Raw genomic sequence first — 20,009 nt, forward strand, 5'->3', positions numbered from 1 at the left:
TTCTCCTCCTTATCGCACCGCTTGTTCTTGTAGTTTGCGTACATCAACAAAATGTCCATATACCGCTGCCGCTGCTGCCATTACCGGGCTTACTAAATGCGTTCTGGCACCTTTTCCTTGACGTCCTTCAAAGTTTCGATTAGAAGTGGACGCACAGTGTTCGCCTTGTGGAACTAAGTCAGAGTTCATGCCTAGACACATGCTGCAGCCCGAGTCTCTCCATTCAAAGCCTGCTTCAATAAAAATAGCAGATAACCCTTCTTCTTCAGCCACTCGCTTTACTTTTTGAGAACCTGGTACAATCATCGCTCGCACATCTGGTGACACTTTCTTTCCTTTAATAAAGGCTGCCACGTCACGAAGATCAGACAAACGAGCATTTGTACATGAACCGATAAATACATGCTGAACTGGGATCTCTTCTATTGCCATGCCGGGCTGTAAGCCCATATACTCAAGTGCTCGTGACAAAGACTTTTTCTCAGCTTCTGTTGTACACTCTTCTAATGTAGGAACTTGCTTGCTAACATAAGAACTCATCGCCGGGTTTGTTCCCCATGTTACAACAGGCTCAATTGTATCTGCATCAATTTCTAGCGTTTCATCGTATGTTGCACCTTCATCTGTTGCTAAAGCTGCCCAAGCTTCCACTGCTTTTTCAAACTGTTCTCCTTTAGGAGCATACTGACGCCCTTTAATATAAGAGAAAGTAACATCATCTGGACTGATTAAACCAGCTTTTGCACCGGCTTCAATAGACATATTACAAATAGTCATGCGCTCTTCCATTGAAAGATCGCGAATACATTCGCCCGTAAATTCTACGATTGAACCCGTTCCAAAATTCACGCCGAATTTTTGAATAATTGCTAACACAATGTCCTTAGCATAAACACCAGGCTGTTTTTTGCCATTTACTTTCACTTGTAGCGTTTTTGGTTTCGCTTGCCATAGCGTTTGCGTTGCTAAAACATGTTCTACCTCACTCGTTCCTATACCAAAAGCAAGCGCTCCAAATGCACCGTGAGTAGATGTATGGCTATCTCCGCACACAATGGTTTTTCCAGGCTGCGTCAATCCTAATTCCGGTCCAATGATATGCACAATTCCTTGCTCTTCGCTTGTTAAATCTAAAAGCTTCACGCCAAACTCATGACAGTTTTCAGATAGTTTGTCTACTTGTTTCTTTGCAATCGGATCTTTAATATTAAAACGGTCAACCGTTGGAATATTGTGATCCATTGTAGCAAACGTTAAGTCCGGACGCTTCACTTGACGATTTGCCACGCGAAGACCTTCGAATGCTTGAGGAGACGTTACTTCATGAATAAGATGAAGATCGATATATAATAAGTCCGGCTTCCCCTCTTCTCGACGTACAACATGTTGTTCCCAAAGCTTATCAATAATTGTTTTTGGTTTCATACTGCTCCTCCTTTCTGATTATGAAAAACGTTTCTCACAAAACGTGAGAAACGCATGATTAACTGTAAGCTGTCATAATGCTTGAAATGGCAGAATCGTTGGCAATAACCGCAGTTATTGCATCCACCATTTTATCGGTACCTAAATAATGATTACCGTCTGCTAAGTCAGCTGTTCGATGACCTGCATGTAATACACTTTCAACCGCTTGTTCAATCACCGCTGCTTCTGTTTCTAATCCAAATGAATGTCTAAGCAACATTGCTGCAGATAAAATAGCAGCAATCGGATTAGCTTTGTTTTGTCCAGCAATGTCTGGTGCAGAACCGTGAACCGGTTCGTATAAAGATGGACCATCAACCGTTAAACTCGCAGATGGAAGCATCCCTAACGATCCTGTCAGCATAGAAGCCTCATCACTCAAAATATCACCAAACATATTTTCAGTTACCACTACATCAAAATATTTCGGATTACGAATTAACTGCATAGCAGCTGAATCTACAAGCATATGCTCAAGCTCTACATCCGGGTAGTCTTTTGCTACTTCTTCAGCTACTTCACGCCACACTCGACTAGACTCAAGCACATTCGCTTTATCAACCGACGTTACCTTTTTACGTCGATTTACAGCCGTTTCAAACGCTTGGCGAATAATCCTTTCTATTTCTGTACGCTTATAAAATAACGTGTCGACAACTGTCTCTTCATTTCCTTCTGTTCGACGCTCGCTAGGCTGACCAAAATATAAGCCCCCTGTTAGCTCACGAACGATAACGAAGTCAACACCTTCAATGTATTCTTTTTTCAAAGGAGAGGCATCTGCTAAGCTATCATAAAACGTCACTGGACGAAGGTTAGCATATAAATCCAATTCTTTTCGAATAGCTAGCAAACCTTTTTCTGGTCGCAAATGTGAAGGGTTACGATCCCATTTTGGCCCTCCAACGGATCCAAGTAAGACGGCATCCGCCTGCTTACAAATCTCAATTGTACTTTCTGGAAGAGGTGTGCCAGCCTCATCAATTGCAGCTCCGCCAATTAATCCATACGTAAACTCGAATTGATGATCAAAGCGCTCTCCAATTGCTTTTAAAACGGCAACAGCGCCTTTGGTTACTTCTGTTCCTACGCCGTCACCTGGTAATACAGCGACTTTTTTTGTCATGGTGGTCTCTCCCTTCAGTTCACATTACTTCTTGCTTTGTACGATGCTGCTGAATAGCGATTAATCGATTAATGGCATTTAAATAGGCTTTCGCTGACGATTCTAATACGTCAAATGCTACTCCGCGTCCGCTTGCTTCAGTTCCTTCGCTTTCAACCTTCACAAATACTTCAGCCAGTGCATCCGGACCGCCGTTAATAGACTGAATACGATAGTCTAATAGTTTGACATCTTGCTCAACACAGCGCTGCAGCGTATTATAGATAGCTTCCACGCTTCCAGATCCCGTAGCTGCTTCTTGAATCTCTTCGCCGTTTTCTTTGCGAAGCGTAATCGTAGCCGTAGGAATATTGTTCGTACCATACTGAACTTGCAGACTTTCAAGCTTATATTCACTGTCTTTGCTAACTTGCTTTTGAATGACTAATGCCAATAAATCATCGTCGGTAATGTCTTTTTTCTTATCTGCTAAGTCTTTAAACTTCTCAAAAAGCACGTTTGCTTCTGTATCTTCCAATGTGAACCCAAGCTCTACTAAGCGTGTACGGAACGCATGACGGCCTGAGTGTTTACCCAGCACAATCGGATTTTGTTTAACACCCACAAGTTCTGGGGAAATAATCTCATATGTTAACGGATTTTTTAAGACGCCATCTTGGTGAATACCTGATTCATGAGCAAAAGCATTTTTTCCGACAATTGCTTTATTTGGCGCAATATTCATTCCGGTAAGCTTACTGATAATGTCACTCGTACGCTTGATTTCGGGCAAGATCAAACCTGTGCTCGCTTGATAGAAGTCTTGACGGACATGAAGCGCAAGTGCTACTTCTTCAAGAGCAGCGTTACCTGCACGTTCTCCGATTCCGTTAATCGTTCCTTCAATTTGAGTAGCTCCTGCTTCAATAGCAGCCATTGAATTAGCAACAGCTAGCCCTAAGTCATCGTGGCAGTGAGCTGACAAATCGACCTTATGAATATTTGATACATGTTCTTTTAAGTAATTAAATACGGATTGATAGTCACCAGGCGTGATAAATCCTACCGTATCTGGAATATTAACGACTTTTGCACCAGCATCGATAACAGCTTCTACAATTCTAGCTAAAAACGGTAAATCTGTGCGACATGCATCTTCAGCAGACCATTGAACAACCGGGAATTTTTCACTTGCGTATTTCACCATTTCCACTGCTGTTTCAAGTACTTCATCAGGTGTTTTTTTCAATTTATGCTGCATATGAATTTCGGAAGTAGCGATAAAAACATGCAGTCTTGGTTCTGCACTTTCTTTTAACGCTTCCCATGCAATGTCAATATCTTTTGTAACAGACCTTGCAAGGCCTGTTACAGAAGAATTTTTGACAATAGACGCAATTTCTTTTACGGATTGAAAATCACCTTTTGAAGAAGCTGGAAATCCGGCTTCAATAATGTCGATACCTAATCGCTCTAACTGCTTAGCAATTTCAAGCTTTTCTTGTAGGTTCAAATTGACTCCAGGTGACTGTTCACCATCGCGTAGCGTCGTGTCAAATAGTTTAATTTTTTGCACTAGCGATCACCGCTTCTTTCTTTTGTTTTTTAACAAATGGCATCATTTCACGTAATTGAGCGCCAACTTTTTCAATTAAATGTTCGTTTTCACGGTTATTGATAGCTGTAAATTCTGGACGATTTGCTTGGTTTTCTAGGATCCAGCCTTTTGCAAATTTACCTGTTTGGATATCTTCAAGCACTTTTTTCATTTGTTCTTTTGAACGCTCATCTACAACGCGTGGTCCTGAAACGAAGTCACCCCATTGAGCTGTATCAGAGATTGAATAACGCATGCCTTCCATTCCGCCTTCATACATAAGGTCAACAATTAATTTTAATTCGTGTAAACACTCAAAATATGCAACTTCCGGTTGGTAGCCAGCTTCTACAAGCGTTTCAAAACCAGCTTTAACTAATGAAGTTAAACCGCCGCAAAGTACTGCTTGCTCACCGAAAAGATCTGTTTCTGTTTCTTCTTTAAACGTTGTTTCTAATACACCCGCACGAGCTGAGCCAATTGCTTTAGCATAAGCTAATGCTACGTCTTTTGCTTCGCCAGTTACGTCTTGGAATACTGCGAATAACGCCGGTACGCCAGCTCCTTCTTCATACGTTCTTCTTACAAGGTGACCAGGACCTTTTGGAGCTACTAAGAATACGTCAACGAATTCAGGTGCTACGATTTGATTAAAGTGAATGTTAAAACCGTGAGCAAATACTAAAGATTTTCCTGGTTTTAATCCTGGAAGAATTTCTTCGTTATAAACTTTTGGCTGATGCTCATCTGGAAGTAATACCATTACTACTTCTGCTTGTTGAACTGCTTCTTTTACAGATAATACAGTGAAGCCGTCTTGTTCTGCTTGATCCCATGATTTACCTTTACGTAATCCTACTACCACGTTTACTCCGCTGTCGCGTAAGTTTTGTGCGTGAGCGTGACCTTGTGAACCATAACCTACGATTGCTACTGTTTTACCTTGTAATAATTGATCCTTTGCATCTCCGTTGTAATATACCTTTGTCATAATAAATCTCTCCTCTTAGTTTATATAGTTTTATATAGTTTACTTTTTTAGTAACTAGCTAGAATTAAATGATTGATGAAAGTTTGGCTGCTGCTTTTTGCGTACCGCGCGGAACAGCTACTGTCCCTGTGCGCGTTACTTCTTTTAATCCATAAGGCTGAAGTAAATCAATCATCGCTTCAATCTTGCTGGATTCACCTGTTACTTGAATAATTAAGCTGTCGCGGCTTACATCAATGATGGTTGCACGGAAAGGCTCAATTACTGCATAAAGTTCGTTACGGCTCGCAGGTGTAGATGCTACTTTCATTAAAGCAAGCTCTCTTGACACCACGGCTTGATCCGTAATATCTTGAACTTTCAACACGTCAATCTGCTTGTTTAACTGCTTAATCACTTGTTCAGCAGCATTGTCATGCTCTACGTTTACGACAAACGTCATGCGTGATACATCTTCAGATTCAGTGTGTCCTACCGAAATACTCTCAATATTGAAATTTCTTTTTGTAAATAACCCCGTTACGCGATTTAAAACGCCCGCACGGTTTAATACAGTTGCTGTAATGATTCGCTTCATGGTTTCACCCCTACCATTTCATGTAATCCTTTTCCAGGTGCAACCATTGGATATACGTTTTCTTTAGGTGCGACAAAGAAGTTTAGTAAAACAGGTCCATCTGTTTCCATTGCTTCTTTCAGAGCCGCATGCGCTTCTTCTTCAGTAGAAGCTTGTAAACCTTTGATATCATAGGCTTCTGCAAGCTTCATTAAATTAGGCTGATTCGGAATTAAAGAGTGCGAGTAGCGTTCTTCATAGAAGATTTCCTGCCACTGACGAACCATTCCAAGCGACTGATTGTTAAGCACAACCACTTTAACAGGTAAGTTTAATTCTCTAATAACCCCTAATTCTTGAAGCGTCATTTGAAATCCACCGTCACCAACGACTGCTACAACTGTTTTATCTTTATTTGCCAGCTGAGCGCCGATTGCAGAAGGTAATCCAAAACCCATGGTGCCAAGGCCACCTGAAGTTACCCATCGATCTGGATTATTAAATGTGTAGTATTGAGCTACCCACATCTGATGTTGCCCAACGTCCGTTGTAACAACGGCATCTCCATTTGTATATTTGTGAAGCAACTCAACTACTTTTTGTGGTTTCAACACGTCCGCTGAGTTCTGATACCATAATGGATATTCTTGTTTCCACGCCGCTAATTTCTCATGCCATTTCGTATAATCTCCAACTTCTCCTTCTTGCAGAAGCAATTGCTTTAATACTTCTTTTGCATCTCCAACAATTGGAATCTTGGTTGGAACATTCTTTCCAATTTCCGCTGGGTCGATGTCAATGTGAGCAATTTTTGCATTTGGTGCAAAATGCTTTAAGTTACCTGTTACTCGGTCATCAAAGCGCGCCCCGATACTAATGAGAAGATCACTCTCATAAATTGCCATGTTTGCTGTGTACGTTCCGTGCATGCCAGCCATTCCTAAATGAAGCGGATGATCTGCAGGAAAACAACCTAACCCTAAAAGCGTATTAATGACCGGAATATTTTGACGCTCAGCATAATTTTTTAATTCTTCTGAACCTTTACTCAATAATACTCCCGCACCTGCTAGAATAACAGGTTTCTTTGCAGCTGCTACTGCGTCTGTTAACTTTTTAACCTGCAGCTGATTTGGAAAATAAGTTGGCTGATAGCCAGGTAAATCAATTTCTCCTTCGTAATTAAATGTTCCATCACCCTGTGCCATATCTTTTGGAATGTCGATTAAGACTGGACCAGGTCTTCCTGTTGTCGCAATATGAAATGCCTCTTTGATGATTCTCGGCATGTCGCTGATATTGCGTACTTGATAGCTATGTTTTGTAATTGGCATTGTGATTCCTAATACATCTGCTTCTTGGAACGCGTCAGAACCAATTACACTTGAAGCTACTTGACCAGTAAAAACAACTAAAGGAAGTGAGTCAATCATCGCATCTGCCAAACCTGTTACGATATTTGTTGCACCAGGACCACTTGTTGCGATAACTACACCGGGTTTACCTGAAATTCTTGCGTACCCTTCTGCTGCGTGAATTCCACCTTGTTCGTGACGAGCAAGTACGTGAAACATTCCTGAACCGTATAGCTTATCGTAAATCGGTAAAACGGCTCCCCCTGGGTAACCGAAGATGACGTCAACGTTTTCTCTTCTTAGAGATTCAATCAACATGTCAGCTCCATTCATTTGTGCCCCAGCGCTTACAGGTTCTTTCGTTTGCATATTGGCTCCCACTTTTCTCATCCTTTCGTTTTCTAGATAAAAGAAAAAAGACTTCTCACCCCTAAATAGACCCTATCAAATGATATAGGTCAAGGGGCGAAAAGTCTTTTGTACTTTACGCGGTACCACCCTCGTTTGTAATCGTAATGATTACCTTATGAATGTATACTGTACATTCTTTTTGATAACGAGTGCTTTGGAAGTACACTCGGTCGCCCTTACTGAATTTCAGGGTGACACTCTGAGGTGAGTTCATTTTGACTTGGTAACGCCGGCTTCCAGCAACCCGACTCTCTGTTGATACCTAAACATCAAAACTACTTATCCTCTTCAACGTTTTAAAACGCTATATGCTTTTTGAACAATGCTTTACACATCATATTTTAAATTAATTACAATTAATTAAAATTTTTAGAAAACTTATATTTGAGGACTATCTTACGCCCATTTCTATGCATAGTCAACCACTTTTCAAGATTTTTTTAGACAATTTAGACTAAACAGAATACTTGAATGCGTTTTCATTATTGATGCAATAAGGGTTTATAGCCACTCAAAAAGTTTTTCTGAAACGTTCATTTGTACACACTGAATGAACAAACATTCACTTTTAAGATAAATAAAAAAATCCCGGCTTTTACTAAAAAGTAAAAACCGGGATTTTTTTCTAGACGTCCCAGGAGAGATTCGAACTCCCGACCGACGGCTTAGAAGGCCGTTGCTCTATCCTGCTGAGCTACTGGGACATAATGTTAAACTGTATCAAAGACAATACTTATTATATTCAAATATAATTTAAAAGTCAACGTTTTTTTGAAATTTTATGAGAAGAGAGGTAAAAAACCTTCTCTTCTCCCTATATTTGGCTATATTATGCTGAAAGTGTACAGGTTAACTGCATGCTAGGAATATGTTTACCGCTTATATCGTAAAACTGCACGGTAGCTTCTGTACCATCCATTACTAGTATAGCATACGTACGTTCTTTTCTCATACGAGGAAGTAACATACTTCCTGGATTGATAAATAAAACTCCGTCCATGAGCTCAGCTCCCGCTATGTGAGAATGCCCAAAACAAACAACGTTTGCCCCCACTTCTCTCGCTTTGTAATGCAGATTCATCATAGACATTTTAACATTATATAAGTGACCGTGTGTAACCAGACACGTGGCTTCTCCAAGTGACTCTACTCGATCATTGACGTAAGATGCATCATAATCACAATTTCCTCGAACGCCTAAAAACGAAGACATTTCTTTGCTGTCTTGTGGCAGCTCAGAGTCACCACAATGAATCATCTTATCTACATCAGCATGTCTTTCTCTGATAGTGAGCAGTTCTTCTTGTAACCCGTGGCTATCGCTTACAATTAATAGTTTCACACGTCATCACTCCTTCTAAAATTGCGCATCAATTAGCGGTGCTAGTTTTTCTAACGCATTTGCTCGGTGACTAATTTGATTTTTTTGTTCTTTAGACAATTCTGCCATGGAGCAGTTCCATTTTTCTACAAAGAAAATAGGATCGTATCCAAAGCCGTTCTCGCCTCTTTTTTCTTCCAAGATGCGCCCTTCACACGTGCCTTCTACAAGCTCTGTTCTCTTTCCAGGCACTGCAATAGCAAGCGTACAATGAAAACGTGCCGTGCGCTTTTCAAACGGCACGTCATGTAATTTTTGAAGTACCTTCTCTATATTAGCATTATCATCTTTATTTTCACCAGCATAACGCGCGGAATAAACGCCTGGCTCTCCGTTTAAGGCATCAATAGCAAGCCCAGAATCATCGGCAATAACCGGCTTATTTAATGCTGATGAAATGGTTTCTGCCTTTAGCGTGGCGTTCTCTGCAAATGTAACGCCCGTTTCTTCCACGTCCTCAATTTCAGGAAAATCAAGAAGCGATGTTACTTTAAATCCCTTCGGTGAGAATAGTGTTTCAAAATCCTTTACTTTGCCTGCATTTTTAGTTGCAATAATGATTTCACGCACGTTAATCCCTTACCTTTCTTTAACCGGAATGTAAGCAGCCAGATGATCAAGAACTTCCTTTTGCTGTTCAATCAATTGATAAACACCCTTTTCCCCTAAATCCAGAAGATGGTTTAACTGTTCTCTCGAAAACGTCGATTCCTCTCCCGTTCCCTGTAATTCTACAAACTGTCCGCTTCCTGTCATCACAATATTCATGTCAACTTCCGCTGTCGAATCTTCTTCATAATTTAAATCTAAAATCGAATTTTCTCCATGGATACCTACTGAAGTCGCAGCTAAATAGTCACGAATAGGAATTTCTGTCAGCTTGTTCTCTTCAACCAGCTTTCCAAACGCTAAAACCATAGCCACAAATGCACCTGTAATCGATGCTGTTCTTGTTCCGCCATCTGCTTGAATAACATCACAATCAATCCAAATGGTTTTTTCTCCGACCTTTTCCAGGTCGACTACAGAACGAAGAGCTCGTCCGATCAGACGCTGAATTTCCATTGTTCGTCCTGTGACTTTACCTTTTGTTGATTCGCGTATATTTCTTTGTGCCGTAGCTCGAGGCAGCATAGAATATTCAGCTGTAATCCATCCTTTTCCTTGTCCACGCATAAAAGGAGGCACTCTGTCGTCTATGCTTGCTGTACAAATAACCTTTGTGTCTCCCACCGAGATTAATACAGATCCTTCTGGATGCTTTAAGTATGAAGTATGAAGAGATACAGGTCTCAATTCATTAAATTCCCTACCGTCCAAACGCATTAAGCATGTCCTCCTATTAATTCATTTATATGTAATAGCTTCTTCCATTTTAACTATAAAACAGCGGAAAGAGGTCGCTATTTCAGCAGACCTCTTTCTACTTAGTCCTTTACTAGTATAACAAAAATTTGTTTTTAAAAACTACCTGTGTTCACATTTTTAGGTCTTGAAACTGGCTCCGTTAGCTTTTTCCCTTTTTCATCTTTTAGCGTTTTTTTGCCATTCACCTTAATGGCAACGCTGTCTACGGCTTTTTGTTCCGTCAGCGATAACACCAAGGAGTCGAGAACATACTGAGAAATTTCCGTTCCTTTTAAATTTCCAAAGATGTTTTTATTAAAGTTCAGCGTTAACTGACCGTCCGCATACTTTGGAGCTGCTACGAGCTTTGCATCAGGATTAAAATCTGTCACTAAACCTGATGCAGGCGCAGGTCCTTCTACAAGCTCGTTCACAATTGCAGTGTACATATCTTTGTCATCAGAAGCAATTCGTTTTGTAACAGGAACATAGTAAGTTTGTTTGCCCTCTTGAGCTAAGTAATAGATCGTAACTGGCTTCGTTTGGGTTACGTCAACTACTCCAGTATTATCAAAGTTAATACCATCTGCTCTGCTCAACCCTTTACTGATTGGTGTATGATTTACAGGCATCTCATCTTTATCATAGCCGTTAATGCGAATTTTAACTTTATTTACGCCTTCAAACTGCGTCAGCGTCCACGTTACGGCCTGCAGGATACGGAGTTCATCTTCTTTTTTATATTCAGCAAATTCAGGTGAAAAATCTGCTACCATCGTGCCGTCACTTTCCAGCTTTGTCCCTAAAACTCTTGTATCAGCAGGAAGAACCGCTCGGAAATTATTTGGCAATAAGTTTGTGACTGGTCCACCCTCTACTAAATATTCAAGAGACTGTTTAGCGACACCTTTTGATTTAGGAATTTCAAGCGTCTGGGGAACAACGTACCCGTTTTTATCAATTAAGTAAATTTCTCTTTTGGTAGGCGCAGATGTTTCTGCCGCTTTACTTTGTTTTTTATTAGCTTCCGTTACTTTCGCTTCAGTCGCTAATGATTTTTCATCTTTCACATAGGTGACATCCTTTGGCGGATCAATTTCTTTTGCTGCGTTATCCCCTCCGAAAAGTCCACAGCCGGATAACAACACAGATGTGGTCACCACGGCGGATATGAGAACAAATTTGGTCTTTTTGGACATTCCTTTCCCTCCTCAGACTGTTTGTACTACTATGTATACGAGCTTATTTGCATTTTAGACCAGCTCAAACAAGTTTTTGGCCACAAAAAAAACCGAGCTTAATATGCTCGGTTTTAAAGCTTGATATGCTCAACATTATATACAGGGTGTTCAAACCATTTAGATGCAATAGATTGAAACAGTTCTATTGAGCCTGTTGTATAGAAGTAGTGTTCGGGCTCCATGCTTCTAGGAGCTAGTAAATTGCTATAAGAAAGAATGGCACTTACCTCTATTGCCGTTTCTTCACCAGAACTGATTAACTGAACTCGAGGCCCAATTGCTTCTTGAATAACTGGCTTTAATAACGGATAATGCGTACATCCTAAAATAAGGGTATCCATATCTGTATGATAAAAAGGTTTTAATGTTTCTTTTACAATTCGCTGCGCTTCCGGTCCTTCATAATTACCGCTCTCTACAAGAGGTACAAACAAAGGGCATGCTAAATTTTCCACTTCCACTCTCGTATGAAGAGCGCGGAGTGCATGTGTATAGGCTTGGCTTTTAACGGTTCCGTTTGTGCCGATTACGCCTATTTTATGATTTTTAGTTACTTTAAGCGCAGCTCGTGATCCTGGTTCAATGACGCCTATAACCGGAATATCGAGCTGTTCTTGAATTTCATCTAGTACAACTGCCGTAGCCGTGTTGCACGCAATAACAAGCATTTTAATATCTTTATCTACTAAATAATTAGTCATCTCCCATGTGAAAGCTCGTACTTCTTCACTGGGACGAGGACCGTATGGGCAGCGGGCTGTATCTCCAATGTACATAATTTGTTCTTTCGGAAGCTGTCTCATAATTTCCTTTGCTACCGTTAATCCGCCCACACCTGAATCTATAACACCAATTGGTCTACTCAAAACAATCGCCTCATTTTTCTTTCATTTCATCATGTAATTTTCGTAACGTTACTCGTAAAACTTCTGTTTCACTAGGAGAGAAGTTTGCCAGTACGCCATTTAAATACGTTTGTCGCTTTTCAATTACTTCTTCGATAACACGTGCTCCTTCAGGAAGCAAATGAATACGCACTACGCGGCGGTCTTTCGGATCTTTGACCCGAACCACCAACTTATTTTTTTCCATACGATCTACTAAATCTGTCGTTGTACTACAAGCGAGAAAAATCCGATTTGATAAATCGCCAATCGTCATATCTCCACGTTCAAACAGCCACTGCAAAGCAATAAACTGAGGTGGCGTAATCGTATAGTCTTCTAAAATTTCTCTTCCTTTTTGCTTCACAATAGCTGCAATATGTCGAAGTGACTTTTCTAATTCTGCCACTGTATCCTCATTATTTTTTGCTGTCATACCGTAATCCTTTCCACCTATAAGTCTTATTTTCTATTATTTCTTTCAGTTAAACCCGTCTCTATTGTTTCTCTTTTCTATTTTATATTGTGCTCTTTTTTCGGTGATTTTTCAAGGTTAACATGAGGATTCTACAACGTTCAGCATTAAAAAACAGCTGCTCCATAAAAGGAGCAGCTGTTTCTATTAATTATTGATATACAGCTCGAAAACTGAGCTGAAATCTTTTGTTGTGTAGGCTGTTTTTTTATCTAATAACCAAGAAAACGCGGCTTCGTTAATTTCTTTAAATTCACCAGCAACACTTCCACTTGTATTTCTTGTACTGCTTAGCGTAGAAGAAGCTAGCTGAATGCTTTGTTTAGCAAAATCGAGCGCAATTTCATTTTCACGCGTTATTTCAGACATTTTAAACAGCGCTTTATATAAATCTTTTACCTCTTCTATATGCTTTTTGTGTACATCGATAGAAAAAGTTTCCGAGCCAATTTTAAATTTAATTTCCACATCTAAATCGACAGTTCCAGCCGTTTCTAGCATTACGTTTGAAATGTGATTTGTGCTGTAGTTATAGCGGCGAAGCATTCGCTTTTTACTTGTAGCACTTGTTCCATCAAGGTGAATGAGCGCTTTATTGGTAAAGCAATATTCATCTGACTTTGATTTGATTAGAAAATAAATTTTTTCTTGTTCTTCATGCATAACGTAATCGTCTGCATCTACCTTGTCATAATCAACTGGCTTAATAACAGAACCAATATCACTTAGCCCCAATACATCAGCAGCTACTTTTCCAAACATTTCCCCATCTCCCTTTTAAAAACGATTGTGTTATTTTCATGTTTTAAGTGTACTGTGCAAATGAGGGGATGTAAATAAAAAAAGGAGCTTCTTTAAAAGAAGCTCCCCATTTATTAAAAGAACAAATTTAAAATCATATAGATAAGTGCAGCTAATGAAGCTGAAATTGGCAATGTGATAACCCATGTAATCACCATGCGCTGTGCAGTTCCCCATTTTACACCTTTCACTCGGTGAGCAGAACCTACACCTAAGATAGAAGATGAAATAACATGAGTAGTACTGACAGGTAGATGAATAAACGTTGCTCCAAAGATAATGGCAGCACCCGTTAAGTCCGCAGCTACTCCATTAACAGGACGAATTTTCATAATTTTACCGCCAACGGTTTTAATGATTTTCCATCCACCAATTGACGTTCCAAGCCCCATTGCGACCGCACAAGCCAGCTGTACCCACCACTGAATCTCAGTACCGCTTTGCATATTGTTAGCAATAAGCGCTAGCGTAATGATACCCATTGCTTTTTGCGCATCATTCGTACCGTGTGTGTAAGATTGTAGAGCTGCAGTCAGGATTTGAACGCGGCGAAAACGCTTATTCGTTTTCGTCAAGTTATGGTTTTTAAACGTTAGCTTGATAATCGTATAGACAATATAACCTACTACAAAGGCTAGAACTGGTGAAATTAGAAGGGCTTCGATGATTTTGATGAAACCTTTGTAATTTAAAGCACCAAATCCAGCAGCTGCAATAGCTGCTCCTGCAATCGATCCAATAATTGCATGAGAAGAACTACTCGGGATACCGAAATACCATGTGATTAGGTTCCACGCGATAGCAGAAATTAATGCTGCTAAAATAACGACAGAACCATTTTGAAGCGTATAAGGATCAACGATATCCTTTGTAATCGTTTTGGCTACGCCCGTAAACGTCATAGCCCCGACAAAGTTCATGGTTGCGGCTAAAAGAATTGCATGTCGCGGTTTTAAAGCTTTGGTTGAAACAGAAGTCGCAATGGCATTAGCTGTATCGTGAAATCCGTTGATAAAGTCAAAACCAAGTGCACCAACTACAATTAGAATGGTTAATATTAGCATTGAATCCATTATACTATAGCCCCGTTACGCATTCTTCATAATAACTGATTCTAAGTTGTTCGCAACCGTTTGACAATAATCCGCGATTTCTTCTAGCGTTTCATAAATTTCTTTATATTGAATAACTTTAATTGGATCTTTACATGTTGCAAATAATTGTTTTAGTGCACGACGATATAATGTATCACAATGTGACTCATACTCTTTAATTTTAATTGCATGCTCACTAATTTGAAGAAGCTTTTTCTCAGACAACAAATTAATAGTAATTAAAATTTCTTCAGCACAGCCTTGAATATTTTTAACAAATTCAGCTACATATTCATCAAATGTCGTAATTGAATGAATTTCCATTAAAGCAGCAAAGCTGTCGATGCCATCAAGTACATCATCCATGCTCATCGCTAGCTGTAAAATATCTTCACGCTCAATTGGAGTAATAAATGCTTTGTTCAACTCAGTAATCACTGTATGCACGTATTTATCACCTTTTGATTCATACGCTTTTAAAACGTTGGCAAATTCCTTTAGGTCAGATACATTTTGAAGTTCAAAGCTGCCTAAAAACTCCGCTGAGTCCTTAATATTTTGGGCAATGTCCATTAACATTTCAGAAAACTTGTCTTTTTTTCTTTTGATCACGTTGCAATCCTCCATCCAATTTATCGAAACTTTACCACTCGTTTTTTCTCTCTATCTTTTTATATGTGTTCTAGTTTCTTTTTTCATTTAAAGTAATGGATAAAACCTAGCTGTTCATTACTATAACGAGAGAAACCACCTCTCTTGTGTATCAAAAAATTCTAAAAAAACAAACGTTTACCAGAGCAAAAGTCCCAAAATGTGGTTCTTTTACCTATAGGTTATGCGATTCATTTTTTTACGCCAAGTCAAAAATTACTCCTATTATTGTTAATTGTCAATAACTTTTCAAACACATTTTTTTAGGCTTCTTTACAATACATTAACAATAATACGTTGATTCCTTTTAAAATAAGGGTTTTCAGAGTTTGTATAAAATTGGGATTTACAAAAACTTAACATTACTCCCCTTGTGTAAATAATAAAAGCCAGCTCTTTTAGAACTGGCTTTTATTATTTACTTATTATATTGCTGAAATACATTTTTTACTTTCGGCACGACGTAATGACTTCCGCCTTTATCCTCTACCCCTTCAACCATCATTGAAACGAGTAAGTTTTTCTGTTTTGTGTCCACAGCTACAAACCATCCGTTTTCCTGCCCTTTTTCACCTTGAGTTTTCTTTAGCTCTGCTGTTCCCGTTTTTCCAGCCAAGGTTAACCCATCTATCTTTGCTGCATGACCCGTACCGTTTTTATCTTCAATGACATCAACTAAATCATTTTGAATTAATTGCGCCGTTTCTTTAGATATTACTTGTTTTTTCCATATTCCACTCTCATCACCGTTCATAAGAATAGGCTTTACTATATTTCCATCGTTTACAATCGATGTATACATCAATGCCAAGTGGAGAGGATTCACTTGCAGTTTCCCCTGGCCATAGCCAGAGTTTGCTAATACTCCCTCATCTTTAATATCTTGATCACCTGCAATTTTAGACGTTTCAAAAGGATAATTAACAGGCAATTTTTGATTAAACCCAAACTGTTTTAAACCACTGTTAAATTTGTCTAAACCTAGCTTCAAAGCAGTCTGCGCAAAATAAATATTATCAGATGTAACATAAGCATCACGTAAATTAACATTCGGTTTGCTGCCCACTCGTGTTACGTAGAAATTTCCCCAGCTTTTATCTTTCTGCCATTTCTTCCCGCTGATTGATATACTTTCATTTGGATTTAGCACGTCTTCATCAACCGCTAAAGCTCCGGTGACTAACTTAAATGTAGATCCCGGAGAATACGTTTTGGTAAAACGATTCATTAACGGCTTATTAGGATTCGTTGAAAGGGATTGATACGTATTAGCATCGATTCCAAAAGAAAAAGAATTCGGATCAAAAGCTGGCGTGCTTACAAGACCTAATATTTCTCCCGTTTTAGGTTGAAGAGCAGTAGCTACTCCTTTTTCATCTTTTAACTGTTCATAAAGGGATTTTTGAACATTCGTGTCTACCGTAACCTGAATGCTTTCCCCGTCTTTTGGATTCACTTTTGCAATTTCATTCTTTTTATTACCATCTTTATCTACAGTATAAATCGTGACGCCGTCTCGAGCACGAAGCTTATCTTCATACAAAGACTCTAAGCCAATCATTCCAGCTTTAGACTGAGCATTATAACCTTCATCTTTATGCTCTTTTAAATATTCAGCTGTGACAGGCGCAACGTATCCAACTAAATGAGCACACGCTTCTTCACAAGGATATACGCGCGCATTCACCTTTTTTTGTTGAATGCCTTCTACTTTTTTCAAAGAATTCTCTAAATTAGAGGCGTCTTTTTGACTAACTGTTTTAATAGGAACAAATTGATTCTCTTTCACCCAAGAAGCGCTCAGTGCTTGATTAATACTTTTTTCTGAAAGAGCAAGAGTCTTGCTTAATTGTCGTATCGCTTGCTCGCCGCCTTTAGAAAACTGCTGGGGAACAACTCCAACTTGAATCGCTTCTCCGTTTTGAGCTAAATATTTCCCTGAACGATCCATAATTTCTCCACGCACAGCTGACTGAGTAGCTACTCTTACTTGCTCTCCTTGCTCAAGTCCTTTAAAAATCATATTAGGCTTCCAATTAATATACCAATTCTCTGTATCCCCTTGTTTTTCTTGAACCACAGCAGCATTTTCTTTAAATGAGATTTCACCGGCTACAGAGTTCATGTTTACTTCAAAAGGTAAAACAGCTTTATGGTCTTTTATTTCTAAGTCTTCTATTTTACTTGCCTTCACTTTAAGCTTGTCCGCTTCAATTGCATCATAGATATTTTTATATCGATTTACAAAGTCTTTTTCTGAAATCGTCTTTTTAGCATCTTTAGACAAGTATCCATACATACCTTCAAAATCTTCTTTATTCCACATGGCTACATATTTATCAAATCGATCCTGTGCTTTCTGTTGATCATTTGAGCAACCGGCAGTTATGAGTAAGAGAATTGCCATAGTAAAAAATAGCCACCCAATTCGTCTCATGATGATTTTCCCCCTTTTTTCAATACCATTTCTATCATATAAAATTTTACATAAACTTTCCATCAGAAAGTTACACCCAGGAATTAATTGGTATTACAACCCACTTAATTTACATATCGACAAAAAAATCAATAGGTAATTAAGAAAAAAATTGAACATTTTGTGAATATTTTGTGTCTTTTTTGGAAAGTATTTGATATAATAAGTGTAAGAAGAAAAAGAATAGGAGGCGACTAAAATGAGAAGATTCTTACAGTTTTACTTTATGTTTAGTTCTCTGTTCTGTTTTGGAAGCGTTTTCGTCCTACTTATGTCTCAAGAATATTATTTTGCACCGTTATTCCTCACACTGGGCTGTTTAAATATTTTTCTCTTTAAAGTATATATTCAAGAAAGTCGAAAAGATAAACAAGCTGCACCTGAAAAACCAAAACCAACAATTTAACGGACTCGTCTCTCGGCTGAGATGAATGTAAAAGAAGAACCGGTGAAAAATTCACCGGTTCTTCTTTTACGAGGTTGAAGCTTTTGGAAACCTATCGTTTGCAATAATCTCACCGATGCTTTCACTCTTTCCTTCACCCTCATCAATATTTAAAAGCGGGAACAATAACTCTCCTACGTGATAAGCTTCTTCTAAATGCGGATAGCCTGATAAAATAAAAGATTCAATTCCTAAAGCTTCATATTCTTTTATTCGTTTCGCTATATTTTCAGCACTGCCTACCAGGGCAGTTCCTGCACCTCCCCGGACGAGCCCCACACCTGCCCATAAGTTAGGGCTAATCGTAAGTTCCTCTCGGGTTCCTCTATGAAGGCTCGCCATTCGCTGCTGCCCAACTGAGTCATACCTTGCAAAAGTACGCTGTGCAGCTTGAATTGTGTCGTCGTCCAAATGCTGAATTAATCGATCGGCTGCTTCCCAAGCTTCTTCTTCCGTTTCCCGTACAATAATATGCAAACGAATCCCAAACTTAACGGTTCTGCCTTCTGCTTCTGCTTGCTTTCTCACAGCCGTTATTTTTTCTCTTACTTGTTCAGGAGGCTCTCCCCACGTTAAATACACGTCAGAATGTTTTGCTGCAACTTTTTGTCCTGCGGGTGAAGATCCGCCAAAATAAATAGGTGGAGAAGGTTTTTGAACAGGTGGATACAACAGCTCACTGTTCTCTACATGAATATGTTTTCCTTCATAATTAACCGTATCTCCAGCCAATAACCCTTTCCACACATCTAAAAATTCATCCGCAGCTTCATAACGTTCATCATGTGATAAGAAAAGGCCGTCTCCGGCTAATTCTGCTGGATCTCCTCCTGCTACTACGTTAACTAGTAAACGACCGTTTGAAATTCGATCAAGAGTCGAAGTCATGCGCGCTGCCACGGAAGGAGCCATAATGCCCGGACGTACAGCTACTAAAAATTTCAAACGCTCTGTTTCAGGTATAAGTGAAGCAGCCAATAGCCACGGGTCTTCGCATGATTTCCCCGTTGGAATCAGAACTCCTTCAAATCCTAACCGGTCAGCTGCTTGAGCAACTTGCCGAAAATATGAATAGTCTGCTGAACGACCTCCTCGATTTGTCCCTAGATATCTTCCATCTCCATGGGAAGGAATAAACCATAACATTTTCATGATTCAACACTCCTTTTCGTTTGTTCTAGATGATATTCAAGCTCTTTTAATGAACGTTTAATTCTCGCTTCTGCTTCTTCCGCAATAAACTCAATTTCATTTTCTTTCGTATAGGCCACCTCAGAATCAACAATATAAACTCCATGAATAAGAGCAGTAGCTCCTAAAACGGATAATGTCGGCTTAAATACATAATCAAGAGCCAGTAGATGAGCAATGGTTCCCCCTGTAGCTATCGGCAGCACGGTTTTATTGTGCAAACCTTTTTCAGGTATTAAATCTAAAAATGTTTTTAAGATTCCTGTGTAGCTAGCTTTATAGATTGGGCTGACAATAATAACGGCATCAGCATCTGCCACTTTCTTTTGAGCTTCTTGAATCGCAGGGCTAGAAAAGTTAGCATATAGTAAGTCTTCAGCTGGTAGATCGCGGACATGCACGGTTTTTACTTCATGTTTTTCATTTTGCAGATATGCTGCAATATACTCACTTAAAGCAGCTGACCTTGATTGTTTTGAAGGGCTTCCCGTAATAATTGTAAACTGACTCATTATCATCTCTCCTTTTAACTTATAAAACT

19 protein-coding genes, 1 tRNA gene and 1 other annotated feature are annotated in these 20,009 nt (G+C 39.3%); of the genes, 1 reads left to right on the plus strand and 19 read right to left on the minus strand.

What is annotated here, in order from left to right:
• Positions 1–9 precede the first annotated feature (9 nt).
• The 17 genes from leuC to MKX72_RS23770 all read right to left on the minus strand — a co-directional run bounded on the left by leuC (position 10) and on the right by MKX72_RS23770 (position 17,793).
• Positions 10–1,425 carry a 3-isopropylmalate dehydratase large subunit gene (leuC, locus tag MKX72_RS23690; protein WP_028411735.1) on the minus strand — a complete coding sequence of 472 codons (1,416 nt, stop codon included), beginning with the start codon at positions 1,423–1,425 and terminating at the stop codon, positions 10–12.
• A gap of 58 nt (positions 1,426–1,483) precedes the next feature.
• Entirely contained in the window at positions 1,484–2,593 is a 1,110-nt protein-coding gene (gene leuB, locus MKX72_RS23695) for a 3-isopropylmalate dehydrogenase (RefSeq protein WP_155007628.1), read from the minus strand.
• 19 nt (positions 2,594–2,612) lie between these two features.
• Positions 2,613–4,148 (minus strand): 2-isopropylmalate synthase, encoded by a 1,536-nt coding sequence (locus MKX72_RS23700; RefSeq protein WP_013085140.1) that lies wholly within the window; start codon positions 4,146–4,148, stop codon positions 2,613–2,615.
• Positions 4,135–5,160, minus strand: a complete 1,026-nt coding sequence (ilvC, locus tag MKX72_RS23705; protein ID WP_028411737.1) for a ketol-acid reductoisomerase — start codon at positions 5,158–5,160, stop codon at positions 4,135–4,137. Before ilvC ends, MKX72_RS23700 begins: the two co-directional genes overlap by 14 nt.
• A gap of 64 nt (positions 5,161–5,224) precedes the next feature.
• A complete protein-coding gene (gene ilvN / locus MKX72_RS23710) occupies positions 5,225–5,737 on the minus strand; it encodes an acetolactate synthase small subunit (RefSeq protein ID WP_013059375.1) in 513 nt (170 codons plus the stop codon).
• The gene (gene ilvB / locus MKX72_RS23715) at positions 5,734–7,461 is read right to left on the minus strand and encodes an acetolactate synthase large subunit (RefSeq protein WP_205689536.1); all 1,728 of its coding nucleotides are present in this window, start codon (positions 7,459–7,461) and stop codon (positions 5,734–5,736) included. The genes ilvN and ilvB overlap by 4 nt, the downstream gene beginning before the upstream one ends.
• 68 nt (positions 7,462–7,529) lie before the next feature.
• Positions 7,530–7,783, minus strand: a binding site (T-box leader).
• 329 nt (positions 7,784–8,112) lie between these two features.
• Positions 8,113–8,186 (minus strand) — tRNA-Arg (locus MKX72_RS23720).
• A gap of 125 nt (positions 8,187–8,311) precedes the next feature.
• Positions 8,312–8,824 (minus strand): metallophosphoesterase, encoded by a 513-nt coding sequence (locus MKX72_RS23725; protein ID WP_028411739.1) that lies wholly within the window; start codon positions 8,822–8,824, stop codon positions 8,312–8,314.
• A 15-nt stretch (positions 8,825–8,839) separates the two neighbouring features.
• On the minus strand, positions 8,840–9,433 hold the full coding sequence (locus tag MKX72_RS23730; protein WP_028411740.1) for an XTP/dITP diphosphatase: 594 nt from the start codon (positions 9,431–9,433) through the stop codon (positions 8,840–8,842).
• 9 nt (positions 9,434–9,442) lie between these two features.
• Positions 9,443–10,189: a ribonuclease PH gene (rph, locus tag MKX72_RS23735; RefSeq protein ID WP_033579641.1), complete on the minus strand. Its 747-nt coding sequence runs from the start codon at positions 10,187–10,189 to the stop codon at positions 9,443–9,445.
• 134 nt (positions 10,190–10,323) lie between these two features.
• Complete coding sequence (locus MKX72_RS23740) at positions 10,324–11,409, minus strand: GerMN domain-containing protein (RefSeq protein ID WP_033579640.1); 1,086 nt, start codon at positions 11,407–11,409, stop codon at positions 10,324–10,326.
• Between the two features lie 113 nt (positions 11,410–11,522).
• Complete coding sequence (gene racE, locus MKX72_RS23745; protein ID WP_049166239.1) at positions 11,523–12,317, minus strand: glutamate racemase; 795 nt, start codon at positions 12,315–12,317, stop codon at positions 11,523–11,525.
• Between the two features lie 10 nt (positions 12,318–12,327).
• Positions 12,328–12,771 (minus strand): MarR family winged helix-turn-helix transcriptional regulator, encoded by a 444-nt coding sequence (locus MKX72_RS23750; protein ID WP_013059382.1) that lies wholly within the window; start codon positions 12,769–12,771, stop codon positions 12,328–12,330.
• A gap of 186 nt (positions 12,772–12,957) precedes the next feature.
• On the minus strand, positions 12,958–13,572 hold the full coding sequence (locus MKX72_RS23755; protein ID WP_013059383.1) for a PH domain-containing protein: 615 nt from the start codon (positions 13,570–13,572) through the stop codon (positions 12,958–12,960).
• Positions 13,573–13,685: 113 nt separating this feature from the next.
• A complete protein-coding gene (locus MKX72_RS23760; RefSeq protein WP_028411744.1) occupies positions 13,686–14,684 on the minus strand; it encodes an inorganic phosphate transporter in 999 nt (332 codons plus the stop codon).
• Positions 14,685–14,699: 15 nt separating this feature from the next.
• On the minus strand, positions 14,700–15,332 hold the full coding sequence (locus MKX72_RS23765) for a DUF47 domain-containing protein (RefSeq protein ID WP_029711160.1): 633 nt from the start codon (positions 15,330–15,332) through the stop codon (positions 14,700–14,702).
• 442 nt (positions 15,333–15,774) lie between these two features.
• The gene (locus MKX72_RS23770) at positions 15,775–17,793 is read right to left on the minus strand and encodes a penicillin-binding transpeptidase domain-containing protein (protein WP_047749796.1); all 2,019 of its coding nucleotides are present in this window, start codon (positions 17,791–17,793) and stop codon (positions 15,775–15,777) included.
• A 238-nt stretch (positions 17,794–18,031) separates the two neighbouring features.
• Between MKX72_RS23770 and MKX72_RS23775 the strand changes: the two genes are divergently transcribed.
• Positions 18,032–18,238, plus strand: coding sequence for a hypothetical protein (locus MKX72_RS23775; protein ID WP_013059387.1), 207 nt, complete (start codon positions 18,032–18,034; stop codon positions 18,236–18,238).
• 66 nt (positions 18,239–18,304) lie between these two features.
• On the opposite strand, the gene ssuD is transcribed toward MKX72_RS23775, so the two are convergent.
• Both ssuD and ssuE read right to left on the minus strand, forming a co-directional pair.
• The gene (gene ssuD, locus MKX72_RS23780) at positions 18,305–19,429 is read right to left on the minus strand and encodes an FMNH2-dependent alkanesulfonate monooxygenase (protein WP_033579638.1); all 1,125 of its coding nucleotides are present in this window, start codon (positions 19,427–19,429) and stop codon (positions 18,305–18,307) included.
• Positions 19,426–19,980 carry an NADPH-dependent FMN reductase gene (ssuE, locus tag MKX72_RS23785; RefSeq protein WP_028411747.1) on the minus strand — a complete coding sequence of 185 codons (555 nt, stop codon included), beginning with the start codon at positions 19,978–19,980 and terminating at the stop codon, positions 19,426–19,428. Before ssuE ends, ssuD begins: the two co-directional genes overlap by 4 nt.
• Positions 19,981–20,009: the final 29 nt, after the last annotated feature.

Origin of the sequence: Priestia sp. FSL R5-0597 (genome assembly GCF_038006305.1) — a bacterium.
Classification (GTDB): Bacteria; Bacillota; Bacilli; order Bacillales; family Bacillaceae_H; genus Priestia; species Priestia zanthoxyli.

What these genes read in the sequence shown, in the direction of transcription:
- leuC (WP_028411735.1), bottom strand. Translation starts at nt 1,425, where the DNA reads ATGAAACCAAAAACAATTATTGATAAGCTTTGGGAACAACATGTTGTA.
- leuB (WP_155007628.1), bottom strand. Translation starts at nt 2,593, where the DNA reads ATGACAAAAAAAGTCGCTGTATTACCAGGTGACGGCGTAGGAACAGAA.
- ilvC (WP_028411737.1), bottom strand. Translation starts at nt 5,160, where the DNA reads ATGACAAAGGTATATTACAACGGAGATGCAAAGGATCAATTATTACAA.
- ilvN (WP_013059375.1), bottom strand. Translation starts at nt 5,737, where the DNA reads ATGAAGCGAATCATTACAGCAACTGTATTAAACCGTGCGGGCGTTTTA.
- ilvB (WP_205689536.1), bottom strand. Translation starts at nt 7,461, where the DNA reads ATGAGAAAAGTGGGAGCCAATATGCAAACGAAAGAACCTGTAAGCGCT.
- rph (WP_033579641.1), bottom strand. Translation starts at nt 10,189, where the DNA reads ATGCGTTTGGACGGTAGGGAATTTAATGAATTGAGACCTGTATCTCTT.
- MKX72_RS23740 (WP_033579640.1), bottom strand. Translation starts at nt 11,409, where the DNA reads ATGTCCAAAAAGACCAAATTTGTTCTCATATCCGCCGTGGTGACCACA.
- MKX72_RS23750 (WP_013059382.1), bottom strand. Translation starts at nt 12,771, where the DNA reads ATGACAGCAAAAAATAATGAGGATACAGTGGCAGAATTAGAAAAGTCA.
- MKX72_RS23755 (WP_013059383.1), bottom strand. Translation starts at nt 13,572, where the DNA reads ATGTTTGGAAAAGTAGCTGCTGATGTATTGGGGCTAAGTGATATTGGT.
- MKX72_RS23760 (WP_028411744.1), bottom strand. Translation starts at nt 14,684, where the DNA reads ATGGATTCAATGCTAATATTAACCATTCTAATTGTAGTTGGTGCACTT.
- MKX72_RS23765 (WP_029711160.1), bottom strand. Translation starts at nt 15,332, where the DNA reads ATGGAGGATTGCAACGTGATCAAAAGAAAAAAAGACAAGTTTTCTGAA.
- MKX72_RS23770 (WP_047749796.1), bottom strand. Translation starts at nt 17,793, where the DNA reads ATGAGACGAATTGGGTGGCTATTTTTTACTATGGCAATTCTCTTACTC.
- MKX72_RS23775 (WP_013059387.1), top strand. Translation starts at nt 18,032, where the DNA reads ATGAGAAGATTCTTACAGTTTTACTTTATGTTTAGTTCTCTGTTCTGT.
- ssuD (WP_033579638.1), bottom strand. Translation starts at nt 19,429, where the DNA reads ATGAAAATGTTATGGTTTATTCCTTCCCATGGAGATGGAAGATATCTA.
- ssuE (WP_028411747.1), bottom strand. Translation starts at nt 19,980, where the DNA reads ATGAGTCAGTTTACAATTATTACGGGAAGCCCTTCAAAACAATCAAGG.